14 protein-coding genes, 1 tRNA gene and 1 riboswitch are annotated in these 18031 nt (G+C 73.5%); of the genes, 8 read left to right on the top strand and 7 right to left on the bottom strand.

Annotated features, from left to right (window positions below; genetic code table 11):
* Positions 1 to 23 precede the first annotated feature (23 nt).
* Positions 24 to 800, top strand: a complete 777-nt coding sequence (locus tag ACH4J0_RS08890; protein ID WP_396237741.1) for a MerR family transcriptional regulator — start codon at positions 24 to 26, stop codon at positions 798 to 800.
* Positions 801 to 816: 16 nt separating this feature from the next.
* Here the strand turns inward: ACH4J0_RS08890 and ACH4J0_RS08885 are convergent, their stop codons facing one another.
* The gene (locus ACH4J0_RS08885; RefSeq protein WP_396237739.1) at positions 817 to 1911 is read right to left on the bottom strand and encodes a helix-turn-helix domain-containing protein; all 1095 of its coding nucleotides are present in this window, start codon (positions 1909 to 1911) and stop codon (positions 817 to 819) included.
* A gap of 237 nt (positions 1912 to 2148) precedes the next feature.
* Here ACH4J0_RS08885 and ACH4J0_RS08880 point away from each other — a divergent pair, with 237 nt between their 5' ends.
* The 3 genes from ACH4J0_RS08880 (at position 2149) to ACH4J0_RS08870 (ending at position 5782) form a co-directional block, all read left to right on the top strand.
* Entirely contained in the window at positions 2149 to 2853 is a 705-nt protein-coding gene (locus ACH4J0_RS08880) for an RNA polymerase sigma factor (protein ID WP_396237737.1), read from the top strand.
* On the top strand, positions 2850 to 4295 hold the full coding sequence (locus ACH4J0_RS08875; protein WP_396237735.1) for a hypothetical protein: 1446 nt from the start codon (positions 2850 to 2852) through the stop codon (positions 4293 to 4295). The genes ACH4J0_RS08880 and ACH4J0_RS08875 overlap by 4 nt, the downstream gene beginning before the upstream one ends.
* A 257-nt stretch (positions 4296 to 4552) precedes the next feature.
* Positions 4553 to 5782 (top strand): hypothetical protein, encoded by a 1230-nt coding sequence (locus tag ACH4J0_RS08870; RefSeq protein WP_396237733.1) that lies wholly within the window; start codon positions 4553 to 4555, stop codon positions 5780 to 5782.
* Between the two features lie 67 nt (positions 5783 to 5849).
* Here ACH4J0_RS08870 and ACH4J0_RS08865 read toward each other — a convergent pair whose 3' ends face one another.
* Together ACH4J0_RS08865 and ACH4J0_RS08860 are read right to left on the bottom strand one after the other, a co-directional pair.
* Complete coding sequence (locus ACH4J0_RS08865) at positions 5850 to 7349, bottom strand: aminopeptidase P family protein (RefSeq protein WP_396237731.1); 1500 nt, start codon at positions 7347 to 7349, stop codon at positions 5850 to 5852.
* A 125-nt stretch (positions 7350 to 7474) separates the two neighbouring features.
* Positions 7475 to 8923: a PP2C family protein-serine/threonine phosphatase gene (locus ACH4J0_RS08860; RefSeq protein ID WP_396237729.1), complete on the bottom strand. Its 1449-nt coding sequence runs from the start codon at positions 8921 to 8923 to the stop codon at positions 7475 to 7477.
* A 619-nt stretch (positions 8924 to 9542) separates the two neighbouring features.
* Here ACH4J0_RS08860 and ACH4J0_RS08855 point away from each other — a divergent pair.
* Complete coding sequence (locus ACH4J0_RS08855; RefSeq protein ID WP_396237727.1) at positions 9543 to 10187, top strand: bifunctional DNA primase/polymerase; 645 nt, start codon at positions 9543 to 9545, stop codon at positions 10185 to 10187.
* A gap of 218 nt (positions 10188 to 10405) precedes the next feature.
* On the opposite strand, the gene ACH4J0_RS08850 is transcribed toward ACH4J0_RS08855, so the two are convergent.
* The 4 genes from ACH4J0_RS08850 to ACH4J0_RS08835 all read right to left on the bottom strand — a co-directional run bounded on the left by ACH4J0_RS08850 (position 10406) and on the right by ACH4J0_RS08835 (position 14648).
* Positions 10406 to 11389, bottom strand: coding sequence for a DUF5926 family protein (locus tag ACH4J0_RS08850; protein WP_396237725.1), 984 nt, complete (start codon positions 11387 to 11389; stop codon positions 10406 to 10408).
* A gap of 110 nt (positions 11390 to 11499) precedes the next feature.
* Positions 11500 to 12042: an ATP-binding protein gene (locus ACH4J0_RS08845; RefSeq protein ID WP_396237723.1), complete on the bottom strand. Its 543-nt coding sequence runs from the start codon at positions 12040 to 12042 to the stop codon at positions 11500 to 11502.
* A 283-nt stretch (positions 12043 to 12325) separates the two neighbouring features.
* Positions 12326 to 13150 carry a glycerophosphodiester phosphodiesterase gene (locus ACH4J0_RS08840; protein ID WP_396237721.1) on the bottom strand — a complete coding sequence of 275 codons (825 nt, stop codon included), beginning with the start codon at positions 13148 to 13150 and terminating at the stop codon, positions 12326 to 12328.
* 79 nt (positions 13151 to 13229) lie between these two features.
* The gene (locus ACH4J0_RS08835; RefSeq protein ID WP_396237719.1) at positions 13230 to 14648 is read right to left on the bottom strand and encodes a purine-cytosine permease family protein; all 1419 of its coding nucleotides are present in this window, start codon (positions 14646 to 14648) and stop codon (positions 13230 to 13232) included.
* Positions 14641 to 14789, bottom strand: a riboswitch (TPP riboswitch). It overlaps the preceding gene by 8 nt.
* A 208-nt stretch (positions 14790 to 14997) precedes the next feature.
* Here ACH4J0_RS08835 and ACH4J0_RS08830 point away from each other — a divergent pair.
* The 3 genes from ACH4J0_RS08830 to ACH4J0_RS08820 all read left to right on the top strand — a co-directional run bounded on the left by ACH4J0_RS08830 (position 14998) and on the right by ACH4J0_RS08820 (position 18022).
* Positions 14998 to 16914 carry a S1C family serine protease gene (locus ACH4J0_RS08830; RefSeq protein WP_396237717.1) on the top strand — a complete coding sequence of 639 codons (1917 nt, stop codon included), beginning with the start codon at positions 14998 to 15000 and terminating at the stop codon, positions 16912 to 16914.
* A gap of 63 nt (positions 16915 to 16977) precedes the next feature.
* A tRNA-Ser gene (locus tag ACH4J0_RS08825) sits at positions 16978 to 17065 on the top strand.
* A gap of 129 nt (positions 17066 to 17194) precedes the next feature.
* Positions 17195 to 18022 (top strand): MerR family transcriptional regulator, encoded by an 828-nt coding sequence (locus ACH4J0_RS08820; protein WP_396237715.1) that lies wholly within the window; start codon positions 17195 to 17197, stop codon positions 18020 to 18022.
* Positions 18023 to 18031 lie beyond the last annotated feature (9 nt).

Below are 18031 nucleotides of genomic sequence, written 5' to 3'. Positions count from 1 at the left end.
CAGCACCAGGGAGGAGTTTCCGGATGAGCGAGGACGAGGGCCACTCGGTCGGCGCCGTGGCGAAGATCGCCAAGGTGACCGTCCGCACCCTGCACCACTACGACGAGATCGGCCTGCTGTCCCCCGCGGGGCGCACCCGGGCCGGCTACCGCCGCTACGTGGACGCCGACCTCGACCGGCTGCAGCAGATCCTGTTCTACCGCGAGCTCGGATTCCCCCTGGACGAGATCGCGGCGATCCTGGACGACGACTCGGTCAGCCCGAGCGAGCACCTCCGGCGGCAGCACCAGCTGCTGACCGACCGGATCCGGCACCTCCAGGACCTCGCCGCAGCCGTCGAACACGCCATGGAGGCACGCAGGATGGGCATTCAGCTGACCCCGGAGGAGAAGTTCGAGATCTTCGGCGAGGGCTACCAGGAGGACTGGGAGCAGGAAGCCGAACAGCGCTGGGGCGACACCGAGGCCTGGGCCGAGTCCCAGCGCCGCACCGGCGGCTACACCAAGGCCGACTGGCAACGCATCCAGACCGAGATGACCGAACTCAACGCCCGCCTGGCCGAGGCGGTCACGGCCGGCGAGCCCGCCGAGGGCACCGCGGCCATGGACCTCGCCGAGGCCCACCGGCAGCACATCTGCCGGAACTTCTACGACTGCACCTTCACCATCCACCGCGGGCTGGCCTGCCTGTACGTCTCGGACCCGCGCTGGACCACCACCTACGAGGAGCTCGCCCCCGGCCTGGCCCAGTGGCTGCACGACGCCATCGTGGCCAACGCCGACCGCCACGAGCAGGCGTAGCGGCAGGCGGGGCGGGTCACGCCACCCCGCGCCCGAAGGAGCGCCGGTAGGCGGTCGGCGAGGTGCGCATCACCCGGCCGAAGTGGTGCCGGAAGGTCGCCGCGCTCTCGAAGCCGACGGCCGCGGCGATCTCCTCCACCGTCCCCTCCGGAGTCTCCAGCAGCGCAAGACCGGCCGCGATGCGCTGGGTGACCACCCAGCGCATCGGGCTGGTGCCGTTGCGTGCGGTGAAGTGCCGCAGGTACGAGCGGTCCGACATCCGGGCGGCCCGGGCCAGCGCCGAGACGGTCAGCGGTTCGGACAGGTGGTCCAGCGCCCACTGCATGCTGCGGGCGACCCCGTCCTCGTCCTCCTCGACCGGGCGGACCGCGGCCTCGATGAACTGGGCCTGCCCGCCGTCCCGGTGCGGCGCCACCACGAAGCGGCGGGCCACGCTGTTGGCCACCTTGGCGCCGTGGTCCCGGCGGACCAGGTGCAGGCACAGGTCGATGCCGGCCGCGCTGCCCGCGCTGGTCAGCACGTCGCCGTGGTCCACGTACAGGACGTCCGGGTTGACCCGCACCCGCGGGTACCGCTGCTGGAGCAGTTCGGCGTACCGCCAGTGGGTGGTCGCCTCCTTGCCGTCCAGCAGCCCGGCGGCGGCCAGCGCGAAGGCACCCGAGCAGATCGACACGATCCGGGCGCCGCGCTCGTGCGCCGTCCGCAGCGCCTCGACCAGACCGGGGGAGACTCCCCCAGGTGCGCCCACGCCGCTGAAGGCGTTGCGCACGCCGGGGATGACGACGGTGTCGGCCGCCGCGAGGTCGTCCAGGCCGTGCCGGGCGGTCAGCGCGAAGCCGCCCACCGCGTCCAGTGCCGTCCCCGGTCGGTCGGCGCACACCTTCAGGCCGTACCAGGGCGCCGCCAGCAGTCCGCCCAACTCGGGCCGCGCGAGCCCGAACACCTCGACCACCACGCCGAGTTCGAACGGTGCCATGCCCTCGAAGGCGTACACCGCGACGTCGTGCACGGGCTCCGGGCGCCGGCCGATGGTGACGGCCACCGGGCGCGACCGGGCGACCCGGTCCCCGCCGTTCGGCTCGGTGGTCGGCTCGGCGATCGGCTCGGCCATGCGGAACCCCCTGTTCACGGGTGGCGGAATCCCGGTGAGTGTAGCTGTTTCGGCCACCCCGGATGTTTCTTCGAATCCCCCTGCAACCTCCTCCCGTTCCACACGTCCATTGCTACGGGGGCGGAGGGAGCCGGGCCGGAGGTGGCTGCGAGGATCTCCCCGATCAAGATCGACATCAGGTGCCTGACGGTCCGGCGGAGTACGCCGTCACCGTCCCGGGGGAAAGCGGAACCGTACATGTCCATGGCCATCGGGCCGTTCGCCGCGCCACGGCGGGAGCACGGCCTCTCCGTCCGCGGAGTCCGGGGAGCCCGCGGAGTCCGCGGAGCGGTCGTCGCACTGTTCGGCGCGCAGGAGGCCGGAGAGCCGGACCACCCGCTCACCACGGACCAGCAGGCGGCCCGGCGCCGCTCCGGCTTCCGGCTGCTGCGCGGCGGCCGCAAGCCCGCGGAGGACCGGCCCAGCCTGACCGACCTGTACCACGCCCACCGGCTGGGCCTGGTCCGGATGGCCGTCCTGCTGGTCGACCACCAGGACCTGGCCGAGGACGTCGTGCAGGAGGCCTTCACCCAGCTCTACCAGCGCCACGGCGAGCACCTGGACGACCTCGACAACGCGCTCGGGTACCTGCGGACCTCGGTGGTCAACGGCGCCCGCTCGATGCTGCGCCGCCGCAAGACCGCCCGGGAGTACGTGCCCCCGCACGAGCCCGACGCACCCTCCGCCGAGGACCACGCGGTGCTCAACGACGAACACCGGCGGGTGCTCGTCGCCCTGCAGGAGTTGACCCCCCGCCAGCGCGAGGTGCTGGTGCTGCGCTACTGGTCCGACATGTCGGAGGCGCAGATAGCCGAGACCCTGGGGCTGTCCCGGGGCGCCGTGAAGTCCACCGCCAGTCGCGCCCTGGACGCCTTGGAAAAGCACCTGGAGAAGGTTCGATGACCGACAAGCCCCACCGCCCGGGCGGCGGTGACGACGACGGGTCGGCCGGGACCCCGATGGAACGGCTGCTCCGGGAGGCGATGAACGCCCGTACGTCCCTGATCACCGCCCACGACCTGCGCCCGGCCGCACCCCCGAGGAGCCGGGTGCGCCGGCTGCGCCCGGTGTACGCCGTCACCGTGCCGCTGCTCGGCCTCGCCGCCGCCGCGGCGATCGGCGTGGTCGCCCTGCACGGCAGCCCGGTCGCCAAGCAGGACGTCCCCCCGCCCCCGGCCGCCAGCCTCACCACTTCCCCGAGCCCGACGCCCACGCCCAGCGCGACCGCGACCGACACCCCCACCACGGCCGCCACTCCGACCGGCGACGCGGAGACGGACGTGCCGCTGGCGGACGACGACACCCCGTCCTCGCCCCCCACGGCGACCAGCCCGGCGAGCTCGTACACCTTCCGGGGCGTCAAGTTCAGGGTTCCGGCCGGGTGGAAGGCCGTGCCGGTCTCGGCCGACCGGGTCTGCGTCCTGAGTCCGGGTGCCCCCACCGACTCGCAGCAGAACTGGAGCCAGACGCAGTGCGAGCCGTACGGCGTCCTGGTCGTGGCCTACGACAGCCCGGACGAACTCGAAGGCGGCGCCTGGCCGACGACGGACGACCTGGCCTCCGGCTCCGGCTGGGGCCACCAGCCGAACTGTCCGATCTGGGGCCGGCCGTACGTTCCCGCCGGTGCCTACTCGGCGGTCGGCGCGCCCGTACGGACCCGGCCCGCGGTGGCCGGGAAGACGGCCGACAAGACGCAGTGGCAGGTCACCTGCAAGCCGGGCGACACCTTCACGGCCCAACTGTGGGGGATCGGTCCGGACCAGGTGTACGTCGTGGCGAACGGGTTGAAGGCTGACTACCAGGCCGGCCTGCAGTCGATCGTCGACAGTCTGGACGTGCGCGGCCACAAGGCGCCGGTCGCTTCGCCGCCGCCCGCCCGCGCGAGCGCCGACGACATCGCCGTCACGATCTCCGACGGGCTCGGTCCGGGGCAGCAGGTGTCCAACAAGGGTGTCCCGGTCACCTTCACGGTGACGTACCGGAACACCGGCCAGAACTCCTACGCCCAGATCCAGCCGCTGGTGTACACCGACCAGTACGCGGGGACGCCGGCCGGCGGGGCCGTCGACATGAACGTGGGCAAGCTCGAGCGTCAGGACGGCGACCACTGGACCCAGCTGCCGACGATCTCGCCGGGGGGCGGGATGGACTACGCCATGGTGGACAAGGCGGCCTGGTTCCCACTGGCACCGGGCGCGAGCCGGAAGGTGACGTACCGACTGACGCTTGACCCGGCGGACGGTCCCGGAACGATGCCCGTGATCGCCCGGGCGACACTGCCGTACGTCGGGTCGCCGCTGGTCGTCCTCGGCGCCCAGACCGTTCCGGTGACGGTCGTGAAGTAGCGCGCCGGACCGCTGAGGCGCCGTGACCAGGGATTCCTCCCCTGGTCGCGGCGCCTTTCGGCGTCCAGGGGAGTTCGCGGAAAAATCTCCGAACCCATGTGCAACCCCCTGGGGGGATGCACGTCTATCAGGGTGAGAGGCGGGGAGCGAGCCGGCGGGGCCGGGACTCGGGCCGGCTCCTCGGGACGAGGGACGAGGCGCCCGCACACCCGATCACCGTCACCATCATCTTCACCAGGTCCTTGGGGGGCTGTCACATGAGCACGTCCGTTGTCGCCCGTATTGCGAAGATTGTTCCGCTTGTTGTCGTCACCGCCGTCGGGCTCGCCGCCTGTGGCCCCCAGGAGAACGGCAGCCAGTCCGCCGCAAGCGCCACCCGCCCGGCCGCCCCCGCGGTCAGCGCACCGGCGACCCCCTTCGGCACCGCGCCTGGTACCCCTTCCACCCCCGCCCCGACCGCGGCGGCCACCTCCGCCGGGGTGTCGACCCCCGCCACCCACGGCCACCGGGACGCGCCTGCCGCCCGGAGCACCTCGCGGAGCACCACGGGGAGCACCTCCCGCGACAACGCGAAGAGCGGCACCACGTCCACCGTCGGCAGCGGCACCCCGTCCACCGCCGGGAGCGGCACCGGGGCCCAGGACATCGGCATCACCTTCAACGGCCTGGACGAGAACCGGCGGGTCGAGATCGGCGACCGGGTGTCCTTCTCGGTGACCTGGAAGAACAACGACGCCTCGGGCAGCCGTCAGGTGGCGCCGGTGGTGGCGACCCAGCCGTTCGAAGGCGCGCAGTGCCGGCAGGTGCTCGCGATGGCGAACGGCACCCTGGAGCGCAAGGACGGTTCCGGCTGGAAGGCCCTGCCGTCGCTGAGCCAGGGTGGTGGGATGGACTACGCGCGCACGGGCGACGACGCGGCCTTCACCCTGGCGGCAGGTGAGAGCCGGACCGTCGAGTACCGGATGGTGCTCGACGCGCGCAACCAGCCCGGCAAGCTGGCCGTCGAGGCGGACGCCGTGGTGCCGCACTCCTTCGCCACCGTCGCGAAGAGCGTGGTGAACACGGCGGTCGTCGACAGCCACCGTCCGGTCGTGACCTCGGTGACCGCCCCGACCGACCTCGTCCTCGGCAAGACCCCGACCGAGTTCACCTTCACGGTCTCGTCGCCCGACGGTCCGGGCCTGCTGCGCCCCGTGGTGCGGCTGCCCCTCGCGGTCAGCGAGGGCCTGACCTGGCAGGACGTCACCGTGGAGGTGAAGGTCCGTGACGAGTGGAAGAACTTCGAGGTGGCCCCGGACTGCAACGGACTGCTCGGAGTGGCGCCGTCCCAGCTGACGGGTGTGATGAAGGGCGACCCGACCGAGTACACCGTCCGGGTGGGCCTGAAGCGGGCCGACACGGCCCGGCCGGTGGAGATCGCGGTCGGCGGTGACTCGGACGGCCACTACGGCGCCGTCACCACGGTCCGTCCCGCCGTTCGTCGCTGACCCCCACCGACGGGCGCAAGGGCCCGGCCCCCCGGTGTGACGGGGGCCTGGCCCTCCGGCGCTCGGGTCAGGAGAGCGAGGCCATCCACGCCTCGACGTCCTCGGAGCGGCGCGGCAGACCCGCCGAGAGGTTCTCGTTGCCGTCCGCCGTGACGAGGATGTCGTCCTCGATCCGGACGCCGATGCCGCGGTACTCCTCCGGCACGGTCAGGTCGTCCTGCTGGAAGTACAGGCCGGGCTCGACGGTGAGCACCATGCCGGGCACCAGCAGGGCGTCGACGTGCTCCTCGCGGCGGGAGTGGGCGCAGTCGTGGACGTCCAGGCCGAGCATGTGGCCGGTGCCGTGGAGGGTCCAGCGGCGCTGCAGGCCGAGCTCCAGGACCTTCTCGACATCGTACGCCGAGGCGTCCAGCAGGCCCCAGGCGAGCAGCCGCTCGGCGAGGACGCGCTGCGAGGCCTCGTGGAAGTCGCGGAAGCGGGCGCCCGGCCTGACCGCGGCGATGCCGGCCTCCTGGGCGTCGTACACCGCGTCGTAGATCTTCCGCTGCAGCTCGGTGAAGGAGCCGTTGATCGGCAGGGTGCGGGTGACGTCGGCGGTGTAGAGGGTGTGGGTCTCCACGCCGGCGTCCAGCAGCAGGAGCTCGCCGGGGCGCACGTCGCCGTCGTTGCGGACCCAGTGCAGGGTGGTGGCGTGCGGGCCGGCGGCGGCGATGGTGCCGTAGCCGACGTCGTTGCCCTCGACCCGGGCGCGGCGCCAGAACGTGCCCTCGATCCAGCGCTCCGAGGTGGCGACGGCCTGACCGAGCTCGCGGACCACGTCGGTGAAGCCCTTGACGGTGGCGTCGCAGGCGGCGCGCAGCTCGCCGATCTCCCACTCGTCCTTCACCAGCCGCAGGCCGCTCAGGAACTCCTTGAACCCGGCGTCCTCGTCGGCGTCCAGCACGTCGGCGAGCGCGGCCTCCAGGCCGGCGTCGTAGCCGCGGACGATCCGGGTCGGCACGGCGGAGCCCTTGGCGCGCTCGGCCAGCTCCTCGGCGGCCTTGCGGACGTCGCGGGCCGGCAGGCCGAGCAGCTGCTCCTGCTCGCTCAGGCTGTGCCGGCGGCCGACCCACAGCTCGCCGTAGCCGTCGAGCCAGAACTCGCCGTTCTCGCGGTCGGAGCGGGGCAGCAGGTAGAGCGTGAACTCGTGGCCCGCGTCACCGGTCGGCTCGCCGACCAGCACCGCGTCCTCGGTCTGGTCACCGGTGAGGTGCACGTACTCGCTGGCGGCGCGGAAGTTGTAGTCGGTGTCGTTGGCGCGCACCCGCAGGTTGCCGGCGGGGACGACCAGGCGCACGCCGGGGTGGGCGGCGGACAGCTTGGCGCGGCGCTCGGCGGCGTACCGGGCCTGGGCGATCGGGGAGAGGCCGTGCAGCTCGGTGTCGGCCCAGCCGGACTTCATCGAGGCGGACAGCTCGTCCGAGATCTCGCCGTAGAGGCCGTTCTTGCGGCCCTTGAACTGCGGCGGCTCCTCGCCGCCCTCGGCCTCGGGGTTCTCGGCCACCGCGGGGGTCCGGTCCTCGGTCACGTGCAACGCCTCCTTGGGGGTGGTACCGCCGCCCTCGGGGGAGGTGTCGGGTCGCGACACGCGCGGGCGGCCGTGCGTCCCATGGTACGGACGCCCGGCCGCTCACCGGTCCGGGGTTCGTGCGCCTACTCGAAGCGCGCGGCCAGCAGCATCAGGTCTTCGGTGGCGGGCGCGGCGTCCGGGTCGGGGCAGACGGCCAGCAGGTGGGCGCAGAGCCGGTCCGGGTCGATCCGTACGTCGCGCGGGGCGTCGGCGGCGGCCCGGCGCAGGTTGGCCTGTCCGGAGTGCAGGGTCGGTCCGCAGCGGCGGGCCAGGCCCTCGGTGTAGAGCAGCAGGGTGTCGCCGCGCTCGGCGGTGAACTCGACCCCGGGGGCCTCCCAGCAGGCCAGCATGCCGAGCGGCGCGGAGAGCGAGGTCTCCACGAACGCGGCGCCGTGCCGGCCGACCAGGACCGGCGGGCAGTGCCCGGCCCCGGCCAGGGTGATCCGGCGCTCCTCGGGCTCGACCCAGGCGTAGACGGCGGTGGCGGTGCGGGTCGGCTCGGTGGTCTTGAGCAGCAGCTCCAGGTCGCCGAGGACGGAGACCGGGTCCTCGCCCTCCAGCACCGCGTACGCCCGCAGCGCGGCCCGGATCCGGCCCATCGCGGCGGCCGCGCCGGGGGCGGAGCCGGGGCCCGCCCCGGGGCCGTCGCCGGAGACCGAGCCGACGGTGAGGCCGACGGTGCCGTCCGGCAGCGGGATGGCGTCGTACCAGTCGCTGCCGCTGGAGCGGTCCAGGCCGGCCGGGGCGATCCGGGCGGCCAGTCGCAGCCCGGCGGCCCGGGGGAGGTGGTCGGGCAACAGGCCGCGGCGCAGCGCCTCGGTGGTGCGCCGGATGCGCTCGGCCTCCAGCTGCTTGGCGAGCAGCGGGGCGGCGATCTCGCAGTAGTGGCGGGCCAGTTCGCGCTGGCACGGGGTCGGTTCGGCGGGCCGGTCGTAGAACCAGACGGCGGCGGCGAGCGGGCCGTCCTCGACGGTGGCGAGCGGCAGGCCGACGGCTCCGCCGAGGCCGAGGTGGACGGCGAGTTCGCGCAGCCGGTCGCCGATGGCCGGGTCCTCGGCGAGGTCGGGGGAGTGCAGCTGCTCGGGCCGGTCGTGCTCGCGCAGCAGCCGGGCGAGCAGGCTCTGTTCGGTGGGGACGGTCTCCAGGGCGCCGAGGCTGGCCCGGTCGAGGCCGAGGCCGACGGGCTGGCCGGGGCCGCCGCCCGGCGTCAGGGTGACCAGGACGCCGCGGTCGGCGCCGAGCAGGGCGGCGCCGGAGGCGAGGACGGCGTCCAGGGTGGCGGGGAGGCCGCGGGCGCGGACGAGGCGCCCGGTGTGCTCGTGGAGGCTGGTGATATCGGACAGGCGTCCGGCCAAACGGTCCTGCACGGTGGTGGACGGTGCCGCGGGGCCGTCCGCGGGGCCGTCCGATGCGTCGGCGGGGCCGGACAGGTCGGGCGGGTCGAGGACGGTGAGCCCGCCTGGGCAGCCGGGATCGCCCGGTTCGGCGGTCGTCGGCGACGGGTGGGACGTCGACGGGTGGGAGTTGGTCATGCCGCCACTCCTGACGCGGTGCTACGTGCCATGCGGAACCCCCAGGTACGGCCAATGTGGAGCGAGCACGGCCAAAGGGCGTGTTTCGCCTCGATTCGCTACTACTCGTCATTGATCGACAGCAATGCCACCACTTCTACACAGGCCATTCGGGGCATGTCCAGATCCAGGGCGACGCGGTGGCCGCTTCCGCGGCTGCTCGACCCGGTCGGAGGGCGTGCGCGGTCGGTGCGCGCGCCGGTCGTGGCCGCAGGCATGGAGCGAGCCGCGAGCGGGCAGAACCGAGGGGACGGACCGGGCGGCCGTCGGGATCGTATGTCCGAGCCGCCCGCGCTCCCGGCCTGGCCGGAAGTCTCTCACTCGTACGGTGGAACCAAGCGCGCCCGGGCGGCGTCCATCCGGTCGCATACGGGATTCTCGTTCCAGGGGCTGTTCCAGTGCGCGGCCCTTCTCATGTCGTGCTCCACACCGTGCTCCACGTCCTAGCCGCGCCGTCCGCCATGCCGCCCGCCCCGCTTCGCGCAGCCCGGGGCCGTGTCGCCGCGGGCCCGCGTGGCGGGTCCCGACGGATGTCGGTGGGGCGGAGCGAACCGAGCGGTCAGGGAAAGGAACGAGCGCCATGCGTGAGAACCCGAAGAGCCCGGAGAGTCGGTCGCAGGAGTCGTCCGCCCGGCTGGCCGCGGCCCTGACGGCCGCCGTCGACCACCGCTGGCCCGTGGTGCCGGGCACCGTGCTGTGCGGCGGCCGCTGCTCCTGCGGCGACCCGGACTGTCCGGTGCCCGGCGCCCACCCGCACGACCCCTCGCTGCTGGCCGCCACCACGGACGCCCGGATGGTGCGCTGGTGGTGGGAGCGGCAGAGCCCGGACGCGCCGGTGCTGGCCGCGACCGGCTCCGCGGTGTCGGCGGTCAGCCTGCCCGCGGCGGCCGGTGCCCGGGCGCTGGTCTACCTGGGGGCGCTGCGGCTGCCGCTCGGGCCGGTGCTCGCGATGCCGGGCCGCTACGCGCTGCTGGTGGCCCCGTACTCGCTCGACGCCTTGGGTGAGATGCTCGCCCAACTCCCTTGGGTTCCCGGCTCGTTGCGCTACCACGGGCCGGGGGGCTTCCTGCCACTGCCGCCCGGCGGCGGGGCCGGAAGGGTGCGCTGGGTGCTGGCGCCGCGACCGGCCGTGGGCGGCGGGGTCCGGTTGCCGCAGGTCGGGCCGCTGCTGGGCGAGTTGGTGGAGGCGACGGTCCGGCTGGACAGCGGCCGCTCGGCGTACTGACGGACCGCCGGGTCGTACCGGACTCGGCGCCCGGCGGTGCGGGACGTTCCGGAAAAACAAAAGATCCGGCCGCTGGCGACGGGGGATGCACCAGCGGCCGGACTCTTTAGACAGTAACAAGGATCCGCGCCCGCGCCAATTTCCAAGACGCCCTCCAGGCCCGGAAATTGCGGCTTCGCGGCGACAATGTGACGCGTATCACCCGGATCCTGCGCGCTTTAGTTCAGGGTGACCTGACGGTTCACCAGGTTCGCGCGGGCGCGCCGCTCCTCGGCGGTCAGCGGGGTGGCGTCGGCGAGGACGGCGGCGAGCCGCTCGGCGAACTCGGCGGCCGGCTTCTCGCAGTCGGCGGCGGTCATGGCGAGCGGGAGGTCCCACACCGGGACGGTCAGGCCGTGCGCGCGGAAGGAGCCGACCAGGCGGGTGTCCGGGCCGAGCGAGGCCTCGCCGGCGGCGTTCAGCCGGGCCAGCGCGTCCAGCAGCTGCTCCTCGGGCACGGTCATCACCCAGCGCAGGTGGTTCTTGTCCGGGGTGCCGCACCAGTAGGCGGCGTCGACGCCGGCGAGCTTCTCGGTCGGGATGGCCGAGGCGTTGGCGCGCTCCAGCGAGGCGGCGACCTCGCCGGTGGCGGTCTCGGCGTCCTCCAGCCAGAACTCGAAGCCGGTGTGCACGGTCGGCGTGAAGGCGGCGGTGGTGTCCAGCAGGTCCTGGAGACGGCGGCCGCCGGGAACGGTCCGGCGGGCCGGGACGGGGCTGCCCGGCTCGGTGGCCAGGGCCAGCTCCAGGGCGTCCGCGAGGTCACGGCTGAGGTCGCCGGAGGAGGACTGGGTCTGCAGGCCCAGCAGGATCGAGCCGTCCGGGCGGCGCAGGGCCGGCCAGGCCAGCGGCAGCACGGTCGCCAGGGTCACCGACGGGACGTCACCGCCGGCGGTCCCGGCCACTCCGGCGGCCAGCGTCAGCGGCACCGTGGCGGCGGGCACCAGCTCGCGCAGCGCCACCCAGTCGGCCTCGCCCGGCAGGCCCTCGAACGGGCGGTGCACCAGCTCCTGCACCGCGTGCGACGCCTCCCGGCCGTGGCAGGCCTTGTAGCGGCGGCCCGAGCCGCAGGGGCAGTCCTCGCGGGCCCCGACCACGGGGATCTCACCCGTGACGGCGGTGGTGGACTGGCGCTGCGGCGCCTTCTTGGCGGCCTTCTTGCCCATGCTGCGGCTCTCCCGGGGACGGTGGTCCTGTTCACCGGGAAGCCTACTGAGGTTCCCCCGGCGCGCGGGACGCGCCGGGGCGGGCGTCGTGCGCGGCCCGCGGCTACCCGCTACGCGCTGCGCGCGTCGCCGCCGGTGCGCCGGGCGTGCCGGGCACGGGCGGGCAGCGCCGCCCAGACCGTCACCTCGCCGGGCGCGTCGCGCACGCCCCAGTCGCTGGCCAGCTGGTCGACGATGCCCAGGCCGCGGCCGCCGCGCGAGCTCACCGAAGGGCTTCCGGGCACCGGCCGGGTGGCCGCGCCGCCGTCGGTGACCTCCAGGGTGAGCACGCCGTCGGCGTGCATCTGCCAGCGGACCAGCACCCCGCCGTCCGGCTCGGCCGGGCCGTCCTCGCGCTCCCGCCCGCCCGGCGCCGGGTGCGTCCCGGACGGGACGCCGACCAGCACCTGGTCGACCACCTCGGCCCGGGTCCCGCGGCCCAGGGCGGGCAGCGGGCCGAGCGGACGGGCGTACCGACAGGCGTTGCTCAACAGTTCGGAGAGGATCAGTACGGCATCGTCAATAACCGGTTCCGGTATCTGCCTGTCACCCAGATCTCGACGCAGTCGGCGCCGTGCGACCCCGACACTCGCTGGGCCGTGCGGCACTGCCATGGTCGATGAAGTAGGCACTTCGCGCGCCACCATCAACGCCACCCCCGGACCTCCTTCAGCGTATGCCGAGGGATGGATGCCCCTTGGTAATGCGTCGGAAACGACCATCGGGGGATCCCGCGAGTCCATTTCGAGCAGCACGACCCAGGGTCGACGAGAGTCCATTCCACGCTCACCCTCCGTCGCCCGCAGGCGGGAATTCCGGCAATACCGTGCGCGGAAGGTTTGCCTGCCGACCAGAGTGACCGGGTCCCACCGGTACGGCGGCGGTTCCCGCCCCGGATCAGCGCCCGAGCTGCGCCAGCACCTCGGCGGGCCGGTTGGTGATGATCGCGGACACCCCGAGCTCCAGGCAGAGTTCGACGTCGGCCGGCTCGTCCACCGTCCACACGTGCACCTCGTGGCCCAGCTCGCGCAGCCGGGGCACCAGCTGCGGCCTGGCCCTGATCAGCTCGATGCCCGGACCGGCGATCCGCGCCCCGCCCGGCAGCGGACGGCCCGGCCGCAGCTGACCGAGCAGCGGCAGCATCCGTTCGATCAGGAACACCCGCCGGAAGTCGGGCGCGGCGGCGGCCACCCGGTCCAGCGCGATCGAGGAGAAGCTCATGATCCGGGCGGACGGGCGGTCGCCCTCCCGGGCCGCGCCGATCTTGAACCGTTCCAGCATCCGCAGCAGTTCGGCCTCGACCCGGCCGCGGAAGCGCACCGGGTGCTTGGTCTCGATCGCCAGGTCCACCGGGCGGCCGCAGTCCACCACCAGCTCCAGCAGCCGCTCCAGCCGCAGCACGCCCCGCAGTTCGGGGTCGGTGCTGGGCCTGCCGGTCTTCCACGCTCCGAAGTCGTACGCCTCCAGCTCGGCGAGGGTCATCGCGGAGACGGTGCCCCGGCCGTTGGAGACCCGGCCGATCCGGCGGTCGTGGACGCAGACCAGGTGACCGTCGGCCGTCACCCGGACGTCGCACTCGACGGCGTCCGCGCCCTCGTCGAGCGCGCGCCGGTAGGCCGCGAGGGTGTGCTCGGGCAGCGCGTGGGAGGAACCGCGGTGGGCGATCACCTGGACGGAGGGCGCGGTGCGCGCCACCGCCGGGGGCAGGTCTGGGCTGGTCACGGCCCCAACGATAGGGGGCGCAGGTGTCGTGGAGGCGAAGACGGTCCCAACCCGTGGGGCCGGCTCCGCCTCCGGCCGGTCAGCTCGCGGTGGCGCGCCGGGTCAGCGGGGTGAGCGCCCAGGTCGCCAGCGCCGGCACCAGGAAGGCGAACAGCGAGGCGGAGGTCCACTCCTGCGGGGTGAAGTGCAGCGACTCCTGGGCGGAGGTCCAGAAGTCCACCCACCAGCCGGCCACCGCAGTCGGCGCGATGAACTGGTAGACGGCGAAGCCCAGCACCCACGGCAGCAGCATCAGCCATCGGGACGGCGCCCGCTCGGAGAGGTCCCAGCCGTGCCGGCCGGCGCCGAAGAAGTAGTCCACCGCCAGCACCGCCAGCAGCGGCACGAACACCGAGCCGATCAGGCCGAGGAAGTTGCTGTACGTGTCGGTGAACCGGTCGATCCGCAGTGCCAGCACGGTGGTCAGCACGCCGATCCCGCCGCTCAGCACCCGGCGGTCGACCCGCGGCAGCAGGTTCTGCAGCGACATCGCGGTCGAGTACACGTTGGCGAAGGACTGGTCGGTCTCGCGCAGCACCAGCACCAGCAGGAACAGCCAGCCGGCCCAGACGCCGAGGAAGGAGTCGAAGATCCGGCCCGGGTCGCCGTCGGACTGCAGCAGCGCCATCAGGCCGAGGACGTAACACCAGACCTGGGCGACGGTGTAGCCGGAGAAGCTGCCCCAGAAGGAGGAGCGGGGGGTGCGCGAGTGCCGGGTGTAGTCGGCGGCCATCGGGACGAAGGAGATCGACACCGCGATCATCGCGTCGGTGGCTCCCAGGAAGCCGTGCCAGTTGCCCGCGCCCGGGTCGGGCACGCCCTGCCGGCCCAGCTGGACGGTGAAGTACACCATCGCGACCGCGACCGCCCCGGCCACGAAGCGGCGCAGCACCGTGATCGAGCCCAGCGGCCAGATCGTCAGCGCGGTGGTCAGCGCGCCCGCGAGCAGCACGAACAGCCAGCGGTAGCCGGTGGTGTGGGCGACGGTCTGCGCGCCGGCCGCGATGGTCAGCAGCTCGAACACGCCCCAGCCGATGCACTGGACGATGTTCAGCACGGTCGGCAGGTAGGACAGCCGGGTGCCGAACAGCCCGCGCAGGTTGGCCATCGCAGGGGCGCCGGTCCGGGCGCCGATCAGCGCGGCCACGCCGAGCATCGCGGTGCCGACCGCCGTACCGGTCACGATCGCGGTCACCGCGGCGGCCAGCGACAGTTCGCTGCCCTTCTCACCGAGCACGGTGGCCGCGGTCGAGAAGCCGATCAGGCTGACGCCGAGGTTCATCCAGAGCGCGAAGTGGTCCCGGAAGCGCAGGGTGCGCGGCGGTTCGGTGTCCAGGACCAGCGGCGCCTCGACCCGCTGGTCGAGCAGCGCCGTGGCCGTGGCCGAGCCGGCGGGGAGGTCGGGGAATTCCTTGGACGCGGAGGCGCCCGAAGAAGAGGATGGCGAAGCAGGCGGCATGGCCGATACTCCCTACGCCGGCATTACCCGGACAGGTTCCGGCGGTCAGCGCCCCCTCGACGGTCAGCCTGCCGTTCGCCTGGCGTACCGTCGACATGCGCACTCTCAGCCTGGTGGGTCCAAGCTCCCGCGTGTCAGTTTGGAGCGACAGGCTAACCGGCACGGGTACGAACGCCAAAGGCCACGGGTGCGCGGTCCGCATCGCGGGACGCCGGGCGGGGGTGGGGAGCCCCCGGCCGTCGGTGACGGCTAAGGATTCTTATGAGTTCTTCAGAGGGGTCCTTACGGCAATCGAATCGTCGGTGCGAAAAACTATGGTCCTTGGATCTGTCAGCTATGGAGGTCGTCCGTGAGCACCGAGCGCGAGGTTGGGCCCACCGGGCCGCAGGGGGAGCAGCCCGCGGGGGCCGATGAGGCGGCGGGCGCCGCTTCCGACGGCACCGCTCAGGGCGGGCACAAGCCGACCATGGCCTTCAACCGGGTGCCCGAGCCCGTGGCCGAGCCGGGTGCCGACCCGGCGGCCGAGCCGTCGGCGGCGGACGCGGCTCCGGTCGACGGTGCTCCGGCGGCGGACAGCGGGCACAAGCCGACCATGGCCTTCAGCCGGGTCCCAGAGCCGACGGCCGAGCCGGTGGCCGTACCGACCGCGGCCGACGCCGCGCCGGTCGCCGAGGCCGCTCCGGCCGGGGGCGGGCACAAGCCCACCGTCGCCTTCACCAAGGTCCCCGCGCCGGAGGCCCCGGCCGCGCCCGACGTCCAGGAGCCGGCCGTCGACCCGGTCACCGGCTACATCGACGCCCCGCCCCCGGTCCTGCCGTCCGCGTCGCCCGCCCCGGCCGCGCCCGCCCCGGCCGTGGCCGCGCAGGCCGCCGCTCCGGCCGCGCCCGCCGTGCCGCCGGGTGCCAACCCGTACGCGACCCCGACCCACGGCGTGCCCGTCGCCAACGCCCAGGAGCCGTACGGTGCTCCGGCCGCCGGCGGGCCCGCCGCGCACGGCCACCACCCCTTCGGTGCCGGCCAGCCGCTCGGCGGCTGGGGCGGCCACGACGCCGCCGCCGGCGGCGCGGGCTACCCCGGCGGCCCGAACGGCCCGCTCGGCTACCCGGCCGACTACCCCGGCGGCCCGACCGGCTCCGGCGGCCCGCGCAAGAAGCGCGGCGGCCTGGTGGCCCTGCTCGCGGCCGTCGCACTGGTCGCCGGTGTCGCGGGCGGCGCGATCGGCGTGGTCGCCACCGACCACGCCAACAGCAGCAGCTCGGTCGACGACCACCGCAGCACCACCGTCCAGGCCAGCAACACCCAGAAGAACGAGCCCGCGCCCGGCTCCATCGCCAGCATCGCGCAGAAGGCGCTGCCCAGCGTCGTCACCATCAAGGCGCAGGGCTCCCAGGAGTCGGGCACCGGCACCGGCTTCGTCTTCGACACCGAGGGCCACATCCTCACCAACAACCACGTGGTCGCGCCGACGCTCAACGGCGGCAAACTGACCGTCAAGTTCGCCGACGGCACGTCCTACAGCGCCTCGGTGCTGGGCCACGCCGAGGGCTACGACGTCGCCGTGGTCAAGATCGACAACCCGCCGAAGGCCAAGCTGGCGCCGCTGGCCCTGGCCGACTCCGACAAGGTCAACGTCGGCGACGCCACGATCGCGATCGGCGCGCCGTACGGCCTGGAGTCCACCGTCACCAGTGGCATCGTCAGCGCCAAGGACCGCCCGGTCGCCTCCGGCGACGAGACCGGCTCGCAGGCCTCGTACATGAACGCCCTGCAGACCGACGCCTCGATCAACCCCGGCAACTCCGGCGGCCCGCTGCTCGACTCCAGCGGCGCGGTGATCGGCATCAACTCGGCGATCCAGTCCAACGCCTCCGCCAACGGCCGGGCCGGCAGCATCGGCCTGGGCTTCGCCATCCCGATCAACCAGGCCAAGTGGGTCGCGGACACCCTGATCAAGACCGGCAAGCCGGTCTACGCCAAGCTCGACGTGCTGCGCAACGACGACTACAAGGGCGACGGCGCGCAGATCCAGACCCGCGACGTCCAGGGCCAGCCGGCCGTCACCCCCGGCGGCGCGGCCGACAAGGCCGGCCTCAAGCCGGGCGACGTGATCACCAAGCTCGGCGGCGTGCCGATCGAGAACGGCCCCGCCCTGGTCAGCCGGATCTGGACGCACAAGCCCGGCGAGACCGTGGACGTCGAGTACACCCGCAACGGCCAGACCATGACCACCAAGGTCACGCTCGGCCAGCGGGACGGCGACCAGTGACCCCCGGGCGCGCGGAATCGTGTGCACCGAACCCCGCCGGACCCGTTAGGCTGACCTCCGCCTGGAGAGCTGCCCGAGCGGCCTAAGGGAACAGTCTTGAAAACTGTCGTGGCGTGACCCGTCACCGTGGGTTCGAATCCCACGCTCTCCGCTGGTAGGAGAACCACCTGCTCAGGGCGGGTGCCGACATCGAGTCGGCACCCGCCCTCGGTGTTTTCCGAGGAGTTCCGGCGGCCGGGGTTGACCCTGACACCGTGGGAGGCAGTGGAGTGGAAGCACCATGTTGACCATCGGAGACTTCGCCAGCCACGGCCGGGTGTCGGTGCGGATGCTGCGCCACTACGACGCGATCGGGCTGCTCAGGCCCGCCCGGGTCGACCCGGCCACCGGGTACCGCTCCTACGAGGCGGGCCAACTCGCCCGGCTGAACCGGGTGATCGCGCTCAAGGAGCTCGGCTTCACGCTGCAGCAGGTGCGGGCCGTCCTGGACGAACAGCCGGACGCCGCCGAACTGCGCGGGATGCTGCGCTTGCGACGGGCCCAACTCGCCGCGGCGATCGCCGCGGACGAACAGCGGCTGGCCCGGGTGGAGGCGAGGCTCCGGACGATCGAGAGCGAGGGGAACATGTTCGAGCACGATGTCGTGGTGAAGCCCGTGCCGTCCGTCCGGGTGGCCCAACTGACCGGTGTGGCGGCGAGTTACCAGCCCGAGGACATCACGCCGGTGATCGGCCCGCTGTTCACGGAGCTGTGCCGCCGGGTCGCCGAGGCCGGGATCGAGGAGGTCGGACCGTCCGTCGCCCGCTACGAGGACGCGCCGGGGGGCGACGGCTCGGTGCTCGTCCGGGTCGCCGTCCAGGTCGCGCACTCGGTGCCGGGCGGCCGGGACGACTTCGAGGTGGTCGACCTGCCGCCGGTCGCGGAGGCGGCGACCATCGTCCACCGCGGCTCGATGGACGCGGCGATGGGCAGCTTCCAGGCGCTCGCCCGCTTCATCGAGGAGCACGGCTACCGCTCGGCCGGCTACGCCCGCGAGCGCTACCTGGAGACCCCGGAGGACGTGTCCGGCTGGGTCGTCGAGCTCCAGGAGCCGGTGGTCCCCCGGTAGCCGGCGCCG

Source organism: Kitasatospora sp. NPDC017646 (assembly GCF_044329365.1).
Lineage (GTDB): Bacteria > Actinomycetota > Actinomycetes > Streptomycetales > Streptomycetaceae > Kitasatospora.
Note: the sequence above shows the minus strand (reverse complement) of the source record. Positions and strands in the feature narration are given on the sequence as shown.